Below are 18,358 nucleotides of genomic sequence, written 5' to 3' on the forward strand. Positions count from 1 at the left end.
AACTACGAGGCCATCCCGGTCACCAACGTCACCGGCGTGAAGCTGAACGTGGAGAGCGTGTACCTGTACTCCAACTTCGGTCCCCGCGGTGAGCAGCTCATCGCCACCGTGGAGCCCGCCGACGCTGACGACAAGTCCGTGACCTGGACCAGCGCCGACGAGAACGTGGTCACCGTCAACGACGTGGGCTACATCACCGTGGTGGGCGAGGGCATGACCACCGTCACCGTCACCACCAATGACGGCGGCTACACCGCCCAGTGCCTGGTGCAGGTGGGCTCCTACAACGACGGCAGCGATGCCGAGGACGAGGATACCACGCCTCCCACCGAGACCGAGGAGCCCGGCGAGACCACCGAGCCTACCGAGCCTGAGACCCCCGCCTTCTCCGACGTGCCCGCCACCCACTGGGCCAGCGAGGCCGTGGACTATGTGGTGAGCGAGGGCCTGTTCAACGGCACCTCCGACACTACCTTCTCCCCCGACGCCTCCATGACCCGCGCCATGTTCTTCACCGTCCTGGCCCGCCTGGACGGGGTGGACACCACCGGCGGGGCCACCTGGTATGAGAAGGCCATGGCCTGGGCGGTAGCCGAGGGCATCACCGACGGCACCAACCCCGAGGCCACCATCACCCGGGAGCAGCTGGCCGTCATGCTCTACCGCTACGCCGGTTCCCCCGCCACGGAGGGCAGCCTGACCGGCTTTGCCGATGCCGCCTCCGTGTCCGTCTGGGCGCAGGACGCCATGGAGTGGGCAGTGGCCGAGGGCATCCTCACCGGCAAGAACGGCTCCGCTCTGGATCCCCAGGGCACTGCCAGCCGCGCTGAGGTAGCCACCATGCTCATGCGGTTTACTACCCTGTAATATCGCCTTTTGAAAATTTACCCCTGCAGGTGAATACCTGCAGGGGTAAATTTTTTCCACATTTAGGGGTTGACAAAGGCAGTTAGTTGGTGTAAACTCAATGCAGTTTCACGGTTAGTATTCGCTAACCAAAGGAGGGAGGCATCCATGATGCCCTTAACAATGGCCCGGCAGGGGGAACGCGTCACCATCCGGAAAATTACCGGTAAAGATGAAGTCCGCCAGCACCTGGCTGAACTGGGCTTTGTGGTAGACAGTCAGGTAACTGTGGTCAGTCAGCTGGCAGGCAACTTGATCCTTCAGGTCAAGGACAGCCGGATCGCACTGGACAAAACGATGGCTAATCGGATTATGATTTGAGAGGAGACGGGACATGAAGACACTGCGGGATGCAAAGGTGGGCGACACGGTTACAGTCGTCCGTCTGCACGGCGAAGGTGCAGTCAAGCGCCGGATTATGGACATGGGTATCACCAAGGGCGTGACCATCCATGTACGCAAGGTGGCTCCTCTGGGAGACCCCATTGAGCTGAATGTGCGGGGCTATGAGCTGAGCGTGCGCAAGGCCGATGCGGAGATGATCGAGACAGCCTAATGGTTTGCCCATCGATTAGTTATAACTAATCGTCAGTTAGAAGGGAGAAGCAAGATGGAACTCAAAATTGCGCTGGCAGGCAACCCGAACTGCGGTAAGACCACGCTGTTCAACGCCCTGACCGGCTCCAATCAATACGTGGGCAACTGGCCCGGCGTAACAGTGGAAAAGAAAGAGGGAAAGCTCAAGGGCCACAAGGATGTGGTGATCCAGGATCTGCCCGGCATCTATTCCCTGTCCCCCTATACCTTGGAGGAAGTGGTGGCCCGGAGCTACCTGGTCAATGAAAAACCGGATGTTATTCTCAACATCGTGGACGGTACCAACATCGAGCGCAACCTGTATCTCACCACCCAGCTTATCGAGCTCGGCCTCCCCGTGGTGGTGGCGGTGAATATGATTGATCTGGTCCGTAAAAACGGGGACAAGATCGACCTCGCCAAGCTGGGTGAGGCCCTGGGCTGCCAGGTAGTCAGCATGAGCGCCCTGAAGGGCGAGGGCGGCATGGAGGCCGCCGAACGGGCCATCGCTCTGGCCAAATCCCACCGTGCCGGCGAGCTGCCCCATGTATTCACCGGCAGCGTGGAACACGCCATCGCTCACATCGAAGAATCGATTGCCGGCCAGGTAGATGACCGATATCTGCGCTGGTTTGCCATCAAGGTGTTTGAACGGGACGACAAGGTCATGGACCAGCTGCACCTGGAGGGCGAGCTGAGAGAGCATCTGGAGGCCCATATCGCCGACTGTGAGCGGGAGCTGGACGACGACGCCGAGAGCATCATCACCAATCAGCGCTACTCCTACATCAGCTCCGTGGTAGACCGGGCGGTGGCCCGCAAGAAAGCGGTCCACGGCCTGACCCCCTCCGACCGGATCGACCGCATTGTGACCAACCGCATCCTGGCCCTGCCCATCTTTGCCCTCATCATGTTCGCAGTGTATTACGTGGCCATCGGTACCGTAGGCGACTGGGTCACCGGCTGGACCAACGACGTGCTCTTCGGCGAGATCATCCCCCCCGCCGTCAGCGGCTGGCTGGAGAGCGTGGGCTGCGCTCCGTGGCTCCAGGGCCTCATCGTGGACGGCATCATCGCCGGCGTAGGCGCGGTATTGGGCTTCGTACCCCAGATGCTGGTACTCTTTTTCATGCTCTCCATCCTGGAAGACGTGGGCTATATGGCCCGAGTGGCCTTCATCATGGACCGGATCTTCCGCAAATTCGGCCTGAGCGGCAAGAGCTTTATCCCCATGCTCATCGGCTCGGGCTGCGGCGTGCCCGGCGTCATGGCCTCCCGCACCATTGAGAATGAGCGGGACCGCCGCATGACCGTCATGACCACCTGCTTTGTCCCCTGCGGTGCCAAGATGCCCATCATCGGCCTGTTTGCCGGCGCCATCTTCGGCGGCAGCGGCCTGGTGGCCGTGTCGGCTTACTTCATCGGCGTGGCCGCCATCGTCATCTCCGGCATTCTGCTTAAAAAGACCCGCGCCTTCGCCGGCAACCCCGCCCCCTTTGTCATGGAGCTGCCCGCCTACCACGTACCCGCCGTGGGCAACGTGCTGCGGGCCACCTGGGAGCGCGGCTGGTCCTTCATCAAGCGGGCCGGCACCGTTATCCTGGCCTCCTCCATCATTTTGTGGTTCCTCCAGGGCTTCGGCTTTACCGAGACCGGCTTTGGCCTGGTGGAGGACAACAACTCCTCCCTGCTGGCCGCCATCGGCGGGGCGGTATGCTGGATCTTCGCCCCCCTGGGCTTCGGCACCTGGCAGGCCACCGTGGCCAGCGTCACCGGCCTGATCGCCAAGGAAAACGTGGTATCCACCTTCGGCGTGCTCTTCGGCCTGGGCGCCGACCTGACGGAGGAGGACCCCGGCCTGCTGGCCGCTGTAGGCACCCACTTTACTGCCCTGTCGGCCTACTCCTTCATGATCTTCAACCTGCTGTGCGCTCCCTGCTTTGCCGCTATGGGCGCCATCAAGCGGGAGATGAACAACGCCAAGTGGACCCTGGGTGCCATCGGCTATATGTGCGGCTTTGCCTATGTAGTCTCCCTTATCGTCTACCAGATCGGCGGACTCTTTACCGGCGAGGTGTCCTTCGGCGTAGGCACTGTAGCCGCTGTAGCAGCCATTGCAGCCCTGCTCTATCTGGTGGCACGCAAGAACAAGTACGATGAAACCACCCTCACCCTCTCCGCCGTGGCCGCCGCTTCCAAGTGAGGCCCCAGCGGAAGGCCGGATGCAAAGGAGTGTCTGTCTATGAACCTACCCACTCTGCTCATTGCCCTGGCCGTGCTGGCCGTATTCGTAGCCATTGTGGCCCGGGGCATCCACAACCGGCGCGCCGGCAGGAGCAGCTGCTCCTGCGGCGGCTCCTGCGGCCACTGCGGCTGCGGTGAGCTGTGCCACCCCAAGAAGTCGTAAAAGCCCGCCTCTCTGTCTGGAAAGGAACTGTAACCATGGATCTGACCGATACCAACGTGCGTTATCTTCTGGCCATCTACCACCTCTCCCAGGCCCGGCTGGAGGTTTCCTCCAAGGACATCGCCGATGCACTGGACGTCTCCCGGGCCTCGGTTACCAGCATGATGTCCATCCTGACGGACAAGGCACTGGTGACCAAACAGCGGTATGGAAAGGTCCACCTCACTGCCGCTGGGAGCCGCTGGGCCTCCCTGCTGGCCGGGCGGACCGATGAGTTGGCCCGAACTCTGCAGGCCCGAATGAATCTGTCCTATGAGGAGGCCTGGAAAGCCGCCTGCGCAGCGGTATCCACTCTGCCCCGGCACTGTCTGGAGGCCTTTCCCCGGCCCGAGCGCAGCCGGACGGAATCCATCCCCTGCTGATCAAAACACAGCGCCCCCGGGCGCGGCCTTACGGCCGTGTCCGGGGGCGCTGTTGGTTTTATCAGAATCGGGTGCCGCCGAATTCGTGGAAGGTCAGTCTGGGGTTGCGCTCCTGAGTCCAGTTCACCGCCCACTGGGAGCCGAAAAGCAGCAGCTGGTTGCCCTTGTAGTCCTCCACCAACTTCACGTCGGTGCCCAGGATCAGATCCTCTTCCTTTACTGGCTCGCCGTCGTCGGTCTCGATCCAGCGCAGGTACTCATAGGGCAGGCCCTCCATATAGAGGTCCACATTGTATTCGTTTTTCAGTCGGTACTCCAGCACGTCAAACTGCAGGGTACCCACCACGCCCACAATGACCTCTTCCATACCGGAGTAGGGAGTCTTGAAGATCTGGATAGCGCCCTCCTGGGCGATCTGCTCCATTCCCTTCAAAAACTGCTTGCGCTTCATGGTGTCCAGAGAGCGCACCCGTCGGAAGTGCTCCGGGGCAAAGGTAGGAATCGGGTCAAATTTAAACTTTCTGGCAGCGGTACACAAGGTGTCGCCGATGGAGAAGATGCCCGGGTCAAACACGCCGATGATGTCCCCGGCGTAGGCCTCCTCGATGATCTCCCGCTCGGCGGCCATCAGCTGCTGAGGCCGGGAGAGTCGGATCTTCTTGCCGCCCTGAACGTGGTAGACTTCCTTGTCCGCCTCAAACTTGCCCGAGACAATGCGCATGAAGGCGATCCGGTCCCGGTGGGCCTTATTCATGTTGGCCTGGATCTTGAATACGAAAGCGGAAAAGGCGTCGTCCATGGAGTCGATGACCTCGTCCCCTGCCGCCCGGGGCAGCGGGGCGGTGGTCATCTGAAGGAAATGCTCCAGGAAGGGCTCCACGCCGAAGTTGGTCAGAGCCGATCCAAAGAACACTGGGGAGAGCTTGCCATGGCGCACCCGGTCCAGATCGAACTCGGCGGCAGCGCCGTCCAGCAGCTCAATCTCGTCGGTCAGCTGCTGGTGCAGCCGCTCGCCGATGAGCCCATCCAGGTTGGGATCCCCCAGCTCTACCTCGGTGGCAGTGGCCGCCTTGGAACCGCCGTTGGAGGTAAAATGGATGATCTTCCGGCTGCCCCGGTCATACACACCCTTAAAGTCCTTGCCGCAGCCAATGGGCCAGTTCACCGGATAGGTCTCGATGCCCAGTTCCTTCTCCAACTCCTCCAGCAGCTCAAAGGAATCCCGGGCCTCCCGGTCCATCTTGTTGATGAAGGTAAAAATGGGGATGTCCCGCATGGCACATACCTTGAAGAGCTTGCGGGTCTGGGCCTCCACGCCCTTGGCGGCGTCGATGACCATGACGGCCGAGTCGGCGGCCATCAGGGTGCGGTAGGTGTCCTCAGAGAAGTCCTGGTGTCCGGGGGTGTCCAGGATGTTGATGCAGTAACCCTCGTACTGGAACTGCATGACGGAAGAGGTGACCGAGATACCGCGCTGTTTTTCGATCTCCATCCAGTCGGAGGTGGCGGCCCGGGTGTTCTTCTTGCCCTTTACCTGGCCGGCCTGGGCAATGGCCCCGCCGTAGAGCAGGAATTTTTCCGTCAGAGTGGTCTTACCGGCGTCGGGGTGGGAGATGATGGCAAAGGTGCGCCGGCGCTTGATTTCAGCTTCATATTGTGACAAGGTCTGGTTCCTCCTTGTAAATGGTGATGGGGGCAAGCGGAGGGCGCCGGCTACGTGGGCCTGCCCTCCAGGGCGGCCACCGCCTGGGGCAGCTGGGTAAAAGCAGTCACAGCGGGTACCGGGCGGTCAATGGTCCCGAAGCCGTAGGCCGCGTGGAGGAAGGGTACCCCTGCCGCCGTAGCAGCGTCACAGTCCCCCTGAGTATCCCCGATATAGAGCGGCCGCTGCAGGCCGTTGCGGGCAACCACCAGGGCAATGTTATCCGCCTTGGGTTTACCGGTGCGGCCGGGACACTCATAGTCGGTAAAGTATCCGCCCAGCTTATGGGTTTGCAGGAACGCTTCAATATATCCATCCTGGCAGTTGCTGACGATGAACAGCCGGTACCGGCCGGCCAGCTGCTCCAAGGTCTCCCGCACCCCGGGGAACAATACGCTGCCGGCGGCACACAGGCCGATGGTCTCCGGCCCGTCGCATTGCCCGGCAATGCGGGCGCACTCCTCCCGGTCCATCCAGGGGAAGAGTTTACAGGCAATATCGGGCAACAGCATCCCCAGGCAGGGACGCATCCGCTCCGGAGTGACCGTCCCGGCCAGCTCGGGCATCACGCGCCCCAGCACATGGTTCCAGGCCGCGCAGATGCCCTCGGTGGCGTCCCACAGCGTCCCATCCAGATCAAACAGCAATCCGTCGAACAGAGCAAACACCTCAAATCAGAAAAAGGACCACATCCGTTGGGATGCAGTCGGCCAATGGTGATACATGGATACTATAGCATATCTGCCAGCCGCTTTTCAAGCCTTCACACCCCATATTTTGCACAAAACCAGCCTATTTGGATACACTGGGGCAGGAGGTGCTGAATATGGATCAGAACACGCTGTGCCGGCAGCTGCGTATCGCCGACCAGTCCCTGGTGTTTCTTCTGCTGCTGATTGCATCGGTGTTGCTCTCCTGCCAGGGCATACGCCTGCAGCGGGAAGCGCTGTGCCGGCAGCTGCGGGGGGAGAGCGGTGAAACTCCCGGTCTTTTCCCCGTACGCCTTGGAGCCTCGGCCCTGGTGGTGGGGGTGCTTGGCTTCTTCTTGTGCCTGGCAGTACATACATGGCAGGAGATCGCTCCGGAGAGCGCCCCGGCCGAACGCCAGTCGGCCCGGACCAATCTGTGGGCCTCCCTGCTGGTGTTCCTGGCCGCCCTGCTGCGGCTGGATGATCTGATGCAAAACGCCCCGTGTCCGGATTGACCGGCCACGGGGCGCATATTTTTATTTCTGCTCCTGCTCTTTGGCAAAGAACGTGAAGGTCCCGGCCGCAACCAGCCGTTCCTGTGAGTCGGTAATGGTCACGTCATATACCACAATGGTACGCCCGATCTTCTTGGGCCTGGCCAGGCAGTAGATCCGGTCTCCCCTGGCCGCCGCCAGGAACTGCATAGAGCTGTCCAGTGTGACACAGGGCCGGCCAAGGGTAAAGGCGGCCGTACCCGTCACCGTATCCGCCAGGGTAAACAGGGCTCCTCCGTGGATCACCCCCAGAGGGTTCTTGGTATCCTCCCGGACTTCCAGCACACCCTCCGCCTCATGGCCCCGGATGGCAGTGACCCGCACTCCGCTCCTGGGCCCAAAGAAGGGGCCGCTGTTTACCTGCTCCAGCATCTGGCTGTAATCGTTACTGTAAGAATCCATCCAGGATTTTCTCCTCTGCCTCCTGCTCCGTAAGGCCCAGGGTCATGAGCTTGAGGATCTGGTCGCCGGCGATGCGGCCGATGGCAGCCTCGTGGATGAGCTGGGCGTCCACATGGTTGGCCACAATGGCCGGGATGGAGGAGATCCGGGCCTGGCCCATGATGATGGAATCGCACTGTACATGGCCAAAGCATTTGGCGTTGCCTGTCATTTTGGGATAAAACACCTGCTGGGAGTCGTCCTGCGCTACCGAACGGGAGATCACCCGGCCGGAGGCATCCTCACCATCCAGAATGATCTCCATATCGCTCTCGGCGGTCTGCTGGCCGTGGGTGAGCAGCTTTTCGGTGATAACCACCTCGGCCCCCTTGCCGGCTACGATCTTGGTCTCCCGCTTGGTGGAGTCCACCCCCCGGATCTGGGTGCTCTCCATGTTGAGCGAGGCGCCCTCCTCCAGATACACCACGGTCTGAGGATTCATAATGCGCTTGCCGGTACCGGGGCCTTCGCCATAGTGCCGCTCCACATAGCGCACCTTGGAGTTCTTGCCGATATAGAACGTGTGCAGGCCGTCGTGCTGACTGGTCTCGCAGCCAGTATTGTGAATACCGCAGCCGGCCACAATGTCCACATCGCAGTCCTCGCCGATAAAAAAGTCGTTGTACACCATCTCACTCAGTCCCGTCTGGCTGATGATGACAGGGATGTGGACCGACTCATGCTTGGTGCCGGGCTTAATGTGGATATCGATACCCGACTTACCCGGCTCGGTCTTGGTGGTAATCTCAATGTTGGCGGTATTGCTGCGGGAGTCCAGCTGACCGTTGCGGCGGATGTTGTAGGCCCCCTGGGGGGTCTTCTCCAGGTCCGCGATCTCCTTGAGGAGCTTCCACTCTGCCTGATCCATGGTTAGTTCGCTCCTTCCGTCATATAGCTGCACCCGGCCGTGGTATTGGCCAGGATCTGGGGGAAAATCTCCTCCTTGGGGCCGTGCTTCTGGATCTTCCCGTCACCGATCATCACGATCTCGTCGGCCAGGTTAATGATGCGCTCCTGGTGGGAGATGACAATGAGGGTGGCCTGCCGCTTGGCATGGATGGCCCGGAAGGTCTCCGTCAGCTTGGCAAAGGACCACAGGTCGATGCCCGCCTCCGGCTCGTCAAAGATCATCAGTCCCGATTTCCGGGCCAGGATGGTGGCAATCTCAATGCGCTTGACCTCGCCGCCGGACAGAGAGGCGTCCACCTCCCGGTCAATATAGTCGTGGGCGCACAGGCCCACCTTGGTGAGGTACTGGCACCCCTCCTCCCGGGTCAGCTTTTCACTGCCCGCGGCCAGGGCCAGCAGATCTTTTACCCGCAGGCCCTTAAAGCGGGGCGGCTGCTGAAAGCCATAGCTGATGCCCAGCCGGGCCCGGCTGGTAATATCCAGATCGGTGATGTCGGTGCCATTCCAGGTAATGGAGCCCCCGGTGGGCTTCACAAGACCCATGATGGTCTTGGCCAGCGTGGTCTTACCACCGCCATTGGGGCCGGTGATGACCACAAATTGATTATCCTCCACCGTGAGGGAGACGTCGTTGAGGATGCCCAGCTCCTCTCCGGCTTCGCCTTCCACCTGATAGCAGAGGTTGCGTATCTCCAGCATTGGCTGTCGCTCCTTTGTAAATTCCGTTCGTGATTTGTTATTGTACCATGTTAAGCAGAAAAATACAACCCTACGGGCGCAAAAGAAGCCTTCTGAGCATAGAATGAAGAGAATTCATCCAGAATCAGGAGGCAATGCCATGCAACAAGATCATTTGCCCGCACCCTGCGACCGGGAGGTCTTTGAGCGGGTCTGGCGGCGGGTCATGCCGGGCGACCGGGCCGACTGTCCCATCACACTGGGCCAGGCCGACCCGCCCTCTGCCGAGGTGCCGGAGACCCTGCCCGCGGTATCCGCCGTCCCGCTCCCCGCCCGCCAGGCTGTGGAGGCGGAAGAGCACCGGGTCCCCTGTCTGGGGGCCGCCTCTGCTGTGTACGGCGCTCAGCTGCAGCAGTTCATTGACGGAGAACTGTCCGACTGGCGTGCCTATCAGGCTCTGGCCCGCCGGGCCCAGGGCAACGGCGGCAAGGTCCTCTCCACGCTGGCCGCCGATGAACGCCGGCACGCCAAGCGGCTCTCCACCGCCTACTTTCTCATCTCCGGGGTCCGCTACTGGCCTGCCGACCGGACCTCCACGCCTTCTCCCGCGCCGCTCACCGCCGCTCTGCGGGAACACTTCATGGAGGAACAGCGGGGAGCGGCCGCCTACCAGTCTGCCGCCGCTGAGACCGTCGATCCCTGCCTGAGGGAATTATACCTGGAACTGGCCGGTGAGGAGGACGCCCATTCCTGGGCACTGCGCGGCCTGCTGGAACAGATGTGACCGCGTGCAGAACGGGCGCCCGTCTTTGGCGGGCGCCCGTTCTGCGGATTTCTGCTCAGTAGCCGTTGACCACTGCGTCCAGCACCTTAGCAGCCACAGAACCTGCCACATCCGCGCCCGAGCCGCCGTTCTCCACCATCACCACAAAGGCGTAGGGAGCATCCTCGTTGCGCAGAAAGCCGGCAAACCATGCATTGGGGGACTTGCCGCCTCCCACTTCAGCCGTACCGCTCTTGGCACAGATGTCCATATTGGGGAACCGGCCGGCGCCGTAGGTTTGGGTAACGTTATAGGCCATCATATCCGCCATGACCGCGGCAGTGTCGCTCTCAACGAGGGTTTTGGTACGCTTGGTAACAGTCGGAAGCGAGGGCAATCCCAGGGGGCTCTCGGTCTTGAGTACCAGTCGTGGCACCGCCGTCTTGCCTTCCTGAGCGATAGCCCCCATATAAACCATCAGGGCACATGGGTTCACCAGGTCGTTGTATTGTCCGACACCGGCCCAGCCCAGTTGATTGCTGGTCAACCCGTCAAAATCAAAGGTTCCGGCCGCCGTATTCAGTCCACTCACCGGATAGGCGCTGGTGAGGCCGGCCTTTTGTGTATACTGCTCCATCACATCCTCCCCCAGCTCGTCAGCCAACAGGGCAAACACTCCATTGCAGGAGTTGGCCAGGGCGTCGTAGATGTCCATCTCCCCGTGTGCCGAGGGGCAGGTGACTGCCCCGTCGCCCACCATGGTGGAGCCGGTGCACGTCCAGGTCCGGGAGAACAGGTCCGGGATGTGCTCGATGGCTGCGGCCAGAGTCACCGTCTTATACACCGAGCCGGGCGTAAAGGTCCCCGAGAGGAAACGGTTGACATAAACACCATCGTACTGCTCATCCCCCTCCTGGATGACCGGCGGATCCAGGGGGTCAAAGGTGGGGGTGGAGACCATACACAGGATCTCTCCCGTCTCATAATTGTATACACCCACCGCTCCCTTGCGGCCGCCCAGGGCCTCATAGGCAATGTAATTATACCGGGCATCCAGCGTCAAATAGAGGTCATTGCCCTCTCCCAACGGAGAATAGACCCCCGTAAACAGGTTGTAGCCTGAAAGCAGATCAGCAAAGGCCACCAGTGCCCCGGTGCCGATGTTGCCCTGGGCATCTCCCACAGCGTGAAGGGTCGCCTTGCGGACGGTGGCATTGTCATAATAGCGGCGGCTGCCGTTCTCATCCACCCAGGAGAGTACGTCTCCATCCCGGTCCAGGACCCGGCCCACCGAGAGCTGGCCCTGGCTGTTGTAGAGATGCCGGTTGGCGGCAAAAGAGACCCATCGCCCACCGTTGACCACGAACCGGAACACGAACAGCAGCGTACCCGCCAGCAGGGCCGCCGCCAGCAACAGGCACAGCAGGGCCCGTTTTTCAATCTTCTTCATCTTCCGCCTCCCATTCTTCCGTCTTTCTTGGCGCCAGCCGGGCGCTCTTGCGCTCCTCCCGGCGGGAGGGCAGGCGGATGGCAAAACTGGCGTTTGGCCGGGTATCGGTGGCCTTGAGGAAGGCCAGCAGGCCCCAGGAGGCAATCATGGCTGTACCGCCGTTGGACACAAAGGGAAAGGTCACGCCGGTAAGGGGCAGGATATCCACCGCGCCAAACACATTGAGGCAAGTCTGGAATACCATCATGGAGGTAGCGGCACAGGCGGCAATGATATAAAAGCTGCTCCGCCCGGCCCGACAGGCCCGCACGGCAAATACCGCCAGGGTGAGGATGGAACAGACCGCCAGCAGGGCGATGATGAGGCCCCACTCCTCGCACAGCATGCCGAACACCAGATCGGTGTCTCCTGCGCCCACATTGTGCAGCCATCCCTCCCCGGGGCCCACGCCGACCAGGCCGCCAGAGGCGGCGGCCGACATGGTGCGGGTCTGCTGATAGCCGCTGCCCACCGAAGCATTCTGCCAGGCATGCCCCCAGGTGGCAAAGCGGTTGAGGATATAGGGCTTGACAGAGAGGATCGTGAGCACGGCAAATACGCCGCCGCCGCAGATGAGGGCCAAGGTCGCCCAGTCGCCGGAGCGGAGGTAGGCGATGACCAGGAAGGTCACAAAGAAAATGGCTGCGGTACCGAAGTCGCTCATATAGGCCAGGCAGCCCAGACACAAGCCGGTAAGCAGGATGAACAGGCCCAGGTTCCGCTTGCGGAAGAGCCGGTCCAGCGTGGCCGCACCGGCAAAGATATAGCAGATCTTGGCAATCTCCGAGGGCTGCACCGACACCCCGCCGATGGTCAGCCAGTTCGCTGCACCGTAGCGGACCTGGGCCAGCAGGGCGGTGAGTCCCAGCAGACCAATGGCCGCCGCTGCCATGAGCCAGCGGATCTGTTTGGCCCGGTCCAGTTCCCGCAGGAAGATCCCCAGCACCAAAAACAGCACCAGCCCCAGCACCACGCAGAGAAACTGCTTGAACAGCGCCGGTGTGTTGGACGAGCAGGTGACGGCCAGAGACAGAGTAGACAGGAAAAAAGCAATGGTCTCCATCTCAAACCCCACCCGCCGCAAAACCCGCAGGGTAAGGTAGTAAAGCCACATCACCGCCGTCAGACACAGGAAGGTCAGGGGGATCATCACGTCAGCCCCCTCCCCCTCGCTGATGATGAGCTGCAGGGCAGTGAGTACCTGAAATACCGTCAGCAGTACCAGTCCCAGCCAGGGAGAGACTGGCCGGTCCACCTTCCGGCGCTGGCGGCGCTGCGCCTTCTCCTCCGGCGAGAGGGGAAGCAGCACGGTCTCCACCCCGCCGATACCCAGCACGTCGCCGTACTGTACCGTGGCCTGTCCCTCCACCGGCTTGCCGTTGACCGTCACGCCTCCCTTGGAGCCCAGATCATAGGCCGTCCAGGTGTCATCCTCGGCCCGGATCAGGGCAGCATGCTGCCGGGAGACGACGGGGTAATTCAGAATCACATCCGAGTTGCCTCCCCGCCCCAGGATGTTCTCCCAGTGGGTCAGGGGCTCCTGAGCCCCGTTTGGCAAGGTGAGATAGGCCCACACCTCCGGCAGGCAGGGCACGGTCAACAGCGAGCGGATGGTCCGGATAAGAATAAGTAGCGCCAGCACCGGGAAGAGAAAACGCACCGCCGTGGTAAACCAGGCACAGAGCTGGGCATGCTCTCCCATCCAGAGGGTAAGGGCATCCATCCACTGCTGCGGCAGGGTAAGCAGAGAGTCCATCCACCCACCTCCTTTCTTTCTTATCGAGGAGCAGTATAGCACAAGTTTTCCCGATAAAAAAGCGGAAGCCCGCCCGGCTCCCGCTTTTTTCACAAATTCTTCATACTTTTGTCCCGTAAAACCTGCTTGTTCAGACTCTCGCCCGGCGGTATAATAAGGAAAAACAAAGGATGTGATCCCATGTCTCAGATCATCGATGCCAAGGGCAAGCCATGCCCCACCCCTGTACTGATGGCCAAAGGGGCCATTACCGCCGGTGAGAGCGCTTTCACTGTTTTGGTGGACAATCCCACCGCGGTGGAAAATCTCAAACGTCTGGCGGGCAATCAGGGGTTTACCGCCGCAGTCTCCCAGGCAGAGGGGGGCTACTCAGTGGCCTTCTCCCGCACCGGCTGTGTCTCCTGTGAGCAGGCCGTCTCCGCTCCCCTGCCCGTCCCCGGTACGGACTGGGCCGTATTTGTGGGGCGGGACACCGTGGGCGACGGCGACCGGGAGCTTGGGACCAACCTGATGCGCATGTTTTTCTACACCCTGAGTCAGAGCGACGATAAGCCCGGCGCGGTGCTCTTTATGAACGCCGGGGTCAAGCTGCCCACCCTGGACGAGCAGGTGGCCGAGCATCTGAAGGCCCTGACCCAGGCCGGTACGGAAATTCTGGTGTGCGGCACATGTCTAAATTTCTACGGTCTCACCGACCAGCTGAAGGTGGGCACCGTGAGCAACATGTACGACATCGTCACCCGGATGCAGCGGGCCGGAAAGGTGCTCAGCCTGTAATGGACTACGCCCTCATCACCTTTGCCTCCACCTATGGGGCCATCTATGCCCAAAAGCTGCTGGCCCCGGTGGCGCCGGTGCAGGTCATGCCCGTGCTGCGGGAGATCTCCCTGGGCTGCGGCATGGCGGTGCGCCTGCATCCGGAGGACCTGCCCGCCGTCCGGGCCGCCATGACCGGCTCCCAGCTCAAGCCGGAGGAGTACGCCTTTTATGCCGTCACCGGCACGGGAGAAACCCTGCAGGCCGACCGGCTGACTTAAAACAGCCAACCCAGCAGCAGCGACAGGGCAAACGCGGCGATGGCAGGTATAAAATTTTCTCCCCGTACCGGCTTTTCAAACAGGGCCCGGAGCAGCAGCACCACTCCCGCTACCCGCAGCAGCCAAGGCAGCAGGCCCATCAGCAGCAGAAACGGCAGGCCGATGATAGCCAGCACCACAGGGATCAGCACCACTACCACCAGACAGATGATACACAATGTCAGCAAGGTAACCATGTCTCTTCCTCCTTTGTGGTATCAGCTTACCACGCGGCAGGTAAAAGCGTCCTGAAGGGATGCTTAAAATCCCATGAAAAACGCCCGGCGCATCCGCGCCGGGCGTTTGTTCTGCCGTTTACCGGAAGTACTCCGCGCCGCTCTCCAGCAGAGGCTGGTGCTTGTCGCCGGGGATGTTGATCCCCACGAAGGGGCCCCGCCGCTCCGAATGGCCCATCTTGCCAAAGACCCGGCCGTCGGGGGAGAAGATACCCTCGATGGCACACAGCGAACCGTTGGGGTTGACATCGATGTCCATGGAGGGCACGCCCGCTGCGTCCACATACTGGGTGGCCACCTGGCCGTGGGCGATCAGGCGCTCCAGCTCCGCCTGGGGCGCCACAAAGCGCCCCTCGCCGTGGGAGATGGGGATGGCATGCAGGTCACCCACCCGGCTTTTGAGCATCCAGGGGGAGTTGACACTGGCCACCCGGGTGGTGACATACCGGCTCTGGTGGCGGCCAATGGTGTTGTAGGTCAGGGTGGGGCAGTGCTCGTCCATATCCCGGATCTCACCATAGGGCACCAGGCCCAGCTTGATGAGAGCCTGGAAGCCGTTGCAGATGCCCAGCATCAGACCATCCCGGTTCTTAAGCAGGTCGTGGACCGCGTCGGCAATGCGGGGATTGCGGAAGAAGGAGCAAATGAACTTGGCCGAACCGTCAGGCTCGTCACCGCCGGAGAAGCCGCCGGGGATGAAGAGGATCTGGGCGTTCCGGATGGCGCCCTCCAACTCCACGGTGGACTGGCGCAGATCGTCGGCCGTCAGGTTGCGGATGTTCACCGTCTCGGCCGTCATACCCGCCCGCAGGCAGGCCCGGACCGAATCATACTCGCAGTTGGTGCCCGGGAACACAGGGATGACCACCCGTGGACGGGCCACCTTGGACTTGCACACGGCGGGGGAACGCTTGTCCCAGGAGATGGGCTCCACCGCAGCGGTCTTGCCCGCCCGGGTGGGATACACGTCCTCCAGCACCCCTTCGTTGAGGCGCAGCAGCTCATCTACGGTAGCCCGGTCGTCTCCCAGGACGATCACCGGCTCGGCGGTGGTGCGGCCAATGCGCATGCCCTCGCTGCGCTCTCCACTCAGCTCGGCCACGATGGCGCCGGGGCAGGAGGCATACCAGTCCAGCTCCACACCGGCATCGGCGTCAAAGCCTACGCTGTTGCCGAAAGACATCTGCATCACAGCCTCGGCCGCGCCGTTCTCCACGGCCCAGGCTGCCCGCACCACGCCCTCCCGGCGGAGGGCCTGCAGCTGCTTCCAGCCCTCCACACCGCGGAATAGGTACACCGGGTCTCCCGCCGCCTTGAATTCGGGGGAGAGCACCGCATCGGCCTCCACCGGTGCGATGGCAAAGGAGATGAGGGTGGGGGGCACATCCAGGTCCAGGAAGGTTCCGGACATGGAATCCTTGCCGCCAATAGCGGCCGCCCCCAGCTCCAGCTGGGCATCCAGAGCGCCCAGCAGAGCGGCAAAGGGCTTGCCCCAGCGCTCAGGCTCCTGGCGCAGCTTCTCAAAGAACTCCTGGAGGGTCAGATAGGCCTTTTCATAGTCGGCGCCAGCCGCCACCAGCTTGGCCACCGAGGTATATACCGCGCTGTGCGCGCCGACATAGGGGTCGGCGGACAGCTGGTCGGGATCGCAGCCCCAGGCCATGACGCTGGCCTGGGCAGTCTCCTGATTGGGCTCTACGGGGAAGAGGGCCGCCATGGCCTGGGCCGGAGTGCGCTGGGTAGCTCCGCCGAAGGGCATGAGCACGCTGCCCGCGCCGATGGAGCCGTCGAACCGCTCGGTGAGACCACGGCGGGAGGCGGACTTCAGGCTACCGGCCATCTCCCGCAGGGAGTGGGCCGGACGGGCCTGTGTCCGGGTGGGGCAGGCCACCTTCACCTGGGCGTGCTTTACCGCGCCGTTGGTGTTCAGGAAGGCCCGGGACAGGTTGGCTACGGTCTGGCCCCGCCAGGTCATGACCATCCGGGGGCTCTCGGTGACAGTAGCCACCGGGTAAGCCTCCAGGTTCTCGATGGAGGCAAAGTTCATCAGAGCCTGGGCGTCCTCCGGCGCCACCACCACGGCCATGCGCTCCTGAGACTCGGAGATGGCGATCTCAGTGCCATCCAGGCCGTCATACTTCTTGCGCACCGCGTCCAGATCGATGGACAGGCCGTCGGCCAACTCACCGATGGCCACGCTGACGCCGCCGGCGCCAAAGTCGTTGCACCGCTTAATGAGGCGGGTCACGTTGGGGTTGCGGAACAGCCGCTGGAGCTTGCGCTCCTCAGGAGCGTTGCCCTTCTGCACCTCGCTGGCCATGGTATCCAGGCTGGCCTTGTTGTGGCTCTTGGAAGAGCCGGTAGCGCCGCCGATGCCGTCCCGGCCGGTGCGGCCGCCCAGCAGGATGACCACGTCGCCGGGTGCAGGGGTCTCACGGCGCACATGATCGGCAGGGGCGGCCCCCACCACCGCGCCGCACTCCAGGTGCTTGGCGATGTATCCCTCATGGTAAAGCTCGGCTACGTGGCCGGTGGCCAGGCCGATCTGGTTGCCGTAAGAGGAGTAGCCCGCTGCCGCAGTCTGGGCGATTTTGCGCTGGGGCAGCTTTCCTTCCAGCGTCTGGTCCACCGGCACCCGCGGATCGCCGCAGCCGGTGAGGCGCATGGCCTGGTGAACATACACCCGGCCGGACAGGGGATCGCGGATACACCCGCCGATGCAGGTGGCAGCGCCGCCGAAGGGCTCAATTTCGGTGGGGTGGTTGTGGGTCTCGTTCTTGAACATCAAAAGCCAGTCCTGCTCCCGTCCGTCCACCAGGGCGGGCACATGGATGGAGCAGGCATTGATCTCCTCGCTCTCATCCAGCTCGGGCAGCAGGCCGCGTTTTTTCAGGGTTTTGGCTCCGATGGTGGCAATGTCCATCAGAGTCTGAGGCCGCCGGGCGGCCTTCTCTTCGCCGTACACCTCCACCCGGGCAGCCAGGTAGCGCTCATAAGCGGCCTGGACGGCCGGATCCGCAATCTCCACCTGATCCAGATGGGTGGAGAAGGTGGTGTGGCGGCAGTGGTCAGACCAGTAGGTATCCACCACCCGCACCTCGGTCAGAGTGGGGTCCCGCTTCTCCTCATCCCGGAAATAGCTCTGCAGGAAGGTCAGGTCGGCCAGGTCCATGGCCAGACCGTACTGGCCCAGCATCTGCTCCAGCTGCGCCTGGTCCAGGGTGGTAAAGCCCTCCAGCACGGGCACCGCATCCGGCACGGGGTAATCCTGCTGCAGGGTCTCCGGCTTGTCCAGGGTAGCTTCACGGCTCTCCACGGGGTTGATCAGATAGCCCCGGGCCTTATTCACCTGACTCTGATCCAGGGTCCCCTCCAGAACATAGACGGTAGCCGCACGGACGGTGGGCCGTTCTCCGCCGGTCATCATCTGGATGCACTGGGCGCAGGAGTCGGCCCGCTGGTCATACTGACCAGGCAGCGCCTCCACCGCCAGCAAAGTGTGCGCCCCCTCCGGGTCTGGCATGGTCTCGTCCCAGATGTCATCCACCTGAGGCTCGGACAGGATGGTCGTACGGGCGGCCTGGTAGACCTCCCGGTCCACACCTTCCACATCGTAGCGCCGCAACACCCGAATACCGGTCAGGCCGGTCAGGCCCAGGGTGTGGTGCAGCTCGGTGAACAGATGCTCTGCCTCTACGGCAAAGCCGGGCTTTTTCTCCACAAAACAGCGAAATACGTAACCCATTCTCGTTCT

General features: G+C 62.2%; 19 protein-coding genes. 10 read left to right on the forward strand and 9 right to left on the reverse strand.

From position 1 onward, the window contains the following. The 6 genes from WMO45_RS11155 to WMO45_RS11180 all read left to right on the forward strand — a co-directional run. The coding region (locus WMO45_RS11155; RefSeq protein ID WP_349140838.1) for an S-layer homology domain-containing protein at window positions 1–867 on the forward strand (867 nt) is incomplete at its 5' end. Between the two features lie 147 nt (window positions 868–1,014). After that, a complete protein-coding gene (locus WMO45_RS11160) occupies window positions 1,015–1,227 on the forward strand; it encodes a FeoA family protein (protein ID WP_349140839.1) in 213 nt (70 codons plus the stop codon). A 13-nt stretch (window positions 1,228–1,240) separates the two neighbouring features. Further along, window positions 1,241–1,462 carry a FeoA family protein gene (locus WMO45_RS11165; protein ID WP_349140840.1) on the forward strand — a complete coding sequence of 74 codons (222 nt, stop codon included), beginning with the start codon at window positions 1,241–1,243 and terminating at the stop codon, window positions 1,460–1,462. Between the two features lie 54 nt (window positions 1,463–1,516). Further along, the gene (gene feoB / locus WMO45_RS11170) at window positions 1,517–3,685 is read left to right on the forward strand and encodes a ferrous iron transport protein B (RefSeq protein WP_349140841.1); all 2,169 of its coding nucleotides are present in this window, start codon (window positions 1,517–1,519) and stop codon (window positions 3,683–3,685) included. A 39-nt stretch (window positions 3,686–3,724) separates the two neighbouring features. Continuing rightward, window positions 3,725–3,889, forward strand: coding sequence for a FeoB-associated Cys-rich membrane protein (locus WMO45_RS11175; protein WP_349140842.1), 165 nt, complete (start codon window positions 3,725–3,727; stop codon window positions 3,887–3,889). A gap of 35 nt (window positions 3,890–3,924) precedes the next feature. After that, entirely contained in the window at window positions 3,925–4,311 is a 387-nt protein-coding gene (locus tag WMO45_RS11180; RefSeq protein WP_349140843.1) for a metal-dependent transcriptional regulator, read from the forward strand. A gap of 61 nt (window positions 4,312–4,372) precedes the next feature. Here the strand turns inward: WMO45_RS11180 and WMO45_RS11185 are convergent, their stop codons facing one another. Both WMO45_RS11185 and WMO45_RS11190 read right to left on the reverse strand, forming a co-directional pair. Continuing rightward, a complete protein-coding gene (locus WMO45_RS11185) occupies window positions 4,373–5,974 on the reverse strand; it encodes a peptide chain release factor 3 (protein ID WP_349140845.1) in 1,602 nt (533 codons plus the stop codon). A gap of 50 nt (window positions 5,975–6,024) precedes the next feature. Then, entirely contained in the window at window positions 6,025–6,681 is a 657-nt protein-coding gene (locus tag WMO45_RS11190) for an HAD family hydrolase (RefSeq protein ID WP_349140846.1), read from the reverse strand. Between the two features lie 158 nt (window positions 6,682–6,839). Between WMO45_RS11190 and WMO45_RS11195 the strand changes: the two genes are divergently transcribed. After that, window positions 6,840–7,217 (forward strand): hypothetical protein, encoded by a 378-nt coding sequence (locus tag WMO45_RS11195; RefSeq protein ID WP_349140847.1) that lies wholly within the window; start codon window positions 6,840–6,842, stop codon window positions 7,215–7,217. Window positions 7,218–7,238: 21 nt separating this feature from the next. Here WMO45_RS11195 and WMO45_RS11200 read toward each other — a convergent pair whose 3' ends face one another. From WMO45_RS11200 to WMO45_RS11210, 3 genes are read right to left on the reverse strand one after another with little or no spacing between them, the layout of a single operon-like run. Next, window positions 7,239–7,658, reverse strand: a complete 420-nt coding sequence (locus WMO45_RS11200; protein WP_349140849.1) for a PaaI family thioesterase — start codon at window positions 7,656–7,658, stop codon at window positions 7,239–7,241. Continuing rightward, the gene (locus WMO45_RS11205) at window positions 7,642–8,565 is read right to left on the reverse strand and encodes a SufB/SufD family protein (RefSeq protein ID WP_349140851.1); all 924 of its coding nucleotides are present in this window, start codon (window positions 8,563–8,565) and stop codon (window positions 7,642–7,644) included. The genes WMO45_RS11200 and WMO45_RS11205 overlap by 17 nt, the downstream gene beginning before the upstream one ends. Before the next feature lie 2 nt (window positions 8,566–8,567). Further along, window positions 8,568–9,305, reverse strand: coding sequence for an ABC transporter ATP-binding protein (locus WMO45_RS11210; RefSeq protein ID WP_349140852.1), 738 nt, complete (start codon window positions 9,303–9,305; stop codon window positions 8,568–8,570). A 139-nt stretch (window positions 9,306–9,444) separates the two neighbouring features. Between WMO45_RS11210 and WMO45_RS11215 the strand changes: the two genes are divergently transcribed. Further along, window positions 9,445–10,068, forward strand: coding sequence for a ferritin family protein (locus WMO45_RS11215; RefSeq protein ID WP_349140853.1), 624 nt, complete (start codon window positions 9,445–9,447; stop codon window positions 10,066–10,068). Between the two features lie 55 nt (window positions 10,069–10,123). Here WMO45_RS11215 and WMO45_RS11220 read toward each other — a convergent pair whose 3' ends face one another. After that, window positions 10,124–11,497 (reverse strand): penicillin-binding transpeptidase domain-containing protein, encoded by a 1,374-nt coding sequence (locus WMO45_RS11220; protein WP_349140854.1) that lies wholly within the window; start codon window positions 11,495–11,497, stop codon window positions 10,124–10,126. Beyond that, window positions 11,484–13,292 carry an FtsW/RodA/SpoVE family cell cycle protein gene (locus WMO45_RS11225; protein WP_349140855.1) on the reverse strand — a complete coding sequence of 603 codons (1,809 nt, stop codon included), beginning with the start codon at window positions 13,290–13,292 and terminating at the stop codon, window positions 11,484–11,486. The genes WMO45_RS11220 and WMO45_RS11225 overlap by 14 nt, the downstream gene beginning before the upstream one ends. Window positions 13,293–13,472: 180 nt before the next feature. Between WMO45_RS11225 and yedF the strand changes: the two genes are divergently transcribed. Further along, window positions 13,473–14,069 carry a sulfurtransferase-like selenium metabolism protein YedF gene (gene yedF / locus WMO45_RS11230; protein ID WP_349140857.1) on the forward strand — a complete coding sequence of 199 codons (597 nt, stop codon included), beginning with the start codon at window positions 13,473–13,475 and terminating at the stop codon, window positions 14,067–14,069. Continuing rightward, window positions 14,069–14,329 carry a putative Se/S carrier protein gene (locus tag WMO45_RS11235; protein ID WP_349140859.1) on the forward strand — a complete coding sequence of 87 codons (261 nt, stop codon included), beginning with the start codon at window positions 14,069–14,071 and terminating at the stop codon, window positions 14,327–14,329. The genes yedF and WMO45_RS11235 overlap by 1 nt, the downstream gene beginning before the upstream one ends. On the opposite strand, the gene WMO45_RS11240 is transcribed toward WMO45_RS11235, so the two are convergent. Both WMO45_RS11240 and WMO45_RS11245 read right to left on the reverse strand, forming a co-directional pair. Then, the gene (locus tag WMO45_RS11240) at window positions 14,326–14,565 is read right to left on the reverse strand and encodes a phage-shock protein (protein ID WP_349140860.1); all 240 of its coding nucleotides are present in this window, start codon (window positions 14,563–14,565) and stop codon (window positions 14,326–14,328) included. The two genes, WMO45_RS11235 and WMO45_RS11240, sit on opposite strands and share 4 nt — an antisense overlap. A gap of 118 nt (window positions 14,566–14,683) precedes the next feature. Next, window positions 14,684–18,349, reverse strand: a complete 3,666-nt coding sequence (locus WMO45_RS11245) for a phosphoribosylformylglycinamidine synthase (RefSeq protein ID WP_349140861.1) — start codon at window positions 18,347–18,349, stop codon at window positions 14,684–14,686. Between the last annotated feature and the right edge of the window lie 9 nt (window positions 18,350–18,358).

Source organism: Flavonifractor hominis, assembly GCF_040095835.1.
In the GTDB taxonomy this organism is placed as follows: domain Bacteria; phylum Bacillota; class Clostridia; order Oscillospirales; family Oscillospiraceae; genus Flavonifractor; species Flavonifractor hominis.

Coding starts and splice junctions, on each gene's coding strand:
- WMO45_RS11160 (WP_349140839.1), top strand. CDS start 1,015: ATGATGCCCTTAACAATGGCCCGGCAGGGGGAACGCGTCACCATCCGG.
- WMO45_RS11165 (WP_349140840.1), top strand. CDS start 1,241: ATGAAGACACTGCGGGATGCAAAGGTGGGCGACACGGTTACAGTCGTC.
- feoB (WP_349140841.1), top strand. CDS start 1,517: ATGGAACTCAAAATTGCGCTGGCAGGCAACCCGAACTGCGGTAAGACC.
- WMO45_RS11175 (WP_349140842.1), top strand. CDS start 3,725: ATGAACCTACCCACTCTGCTCATTGCCCTGGCCGTGCTGGCCGTATTC.
- WMO45_RS11180 (WP_349140843.1), top strand. CDS start 3,925: ATGGATCTGACCGATACCAACGTGCGTTATCTTCTGGCCATCTACCAC.
- WMO45_RS11195 (WP_349140847.1), top strand. CDS start 6,840: ATGGATCAGAACACGCTGTGCCGGCAGCTGCGTATCGCCGACCAGTCC.
- WMO45_RS11200 (WP_349140849.1), bottom strand. CDS start 7,658: ATGGATTCTTACAGTAACGATTACAGCCAGATGCTGGAGCAGGTAAAC.
- WMO45_RS11205 (WP_349140851.1), bottom strand. CDS start 8,565: ATGGATCAGGCAGAGTGGAAGCTCCTCAAGGAGATCGCGGACCTGGAG.
- WMO45_RS11210 (WP_349140852.1), bottom strand. CDS start 9,305: ATGCTGGAGATACGCAACCTCTGCTATCAGGTGGAAGGCGAAGCCGGA.
- WMO45_RS11215 (WP_349140853.1), top strand. CDS start 9,445: ATGCAACAAGATCATTTGCCCGCACCCTGCGACCGGGAGGTCTTTGAG.
- WMO45_RS11220 (WP_349140854.1), bottom strand. CDS start 11,497: ATGAAGAAGATTGAAAAACGGGCCCTGCTGTGCCTGTTGCTGGCGGCG.
- WMO45_RS11225 (WP_349140855.1), bottom strand. CDS start 13,292: ATGGACTCTCTGCTTACCCTGCCGCAGCAGTGGATGGATGCCCTTACC.
- yedF (WP_349140857.1), top strand. CDS start 13,473: ATGTCTCAGATCATCGATGCCAAGGGCAAGCCATGCCCCACCCCTGTA.
- WMO45_RS11235 (WP_349140859.1), top strand. CDS start 14,069: ATGGACTACGCCCTCATCACCTTTGCCTCCACCTATGGGGCCATCTAT.
- WMO45_RS11240 (WP_349140860.1), bottom strand. CDS start 14,565: ATGGTTACCTTGCTGACATTGTGTATCATCTGTCTGGTGGTAGTGGTG.
- WMO45_RS11245 (WP_349140861.1), bottom strand. CDS start 18,349: ATGGGTTACGTATTTCGCTGTTTTGTGGAGAAAAAGCCCGGCTTTGCC.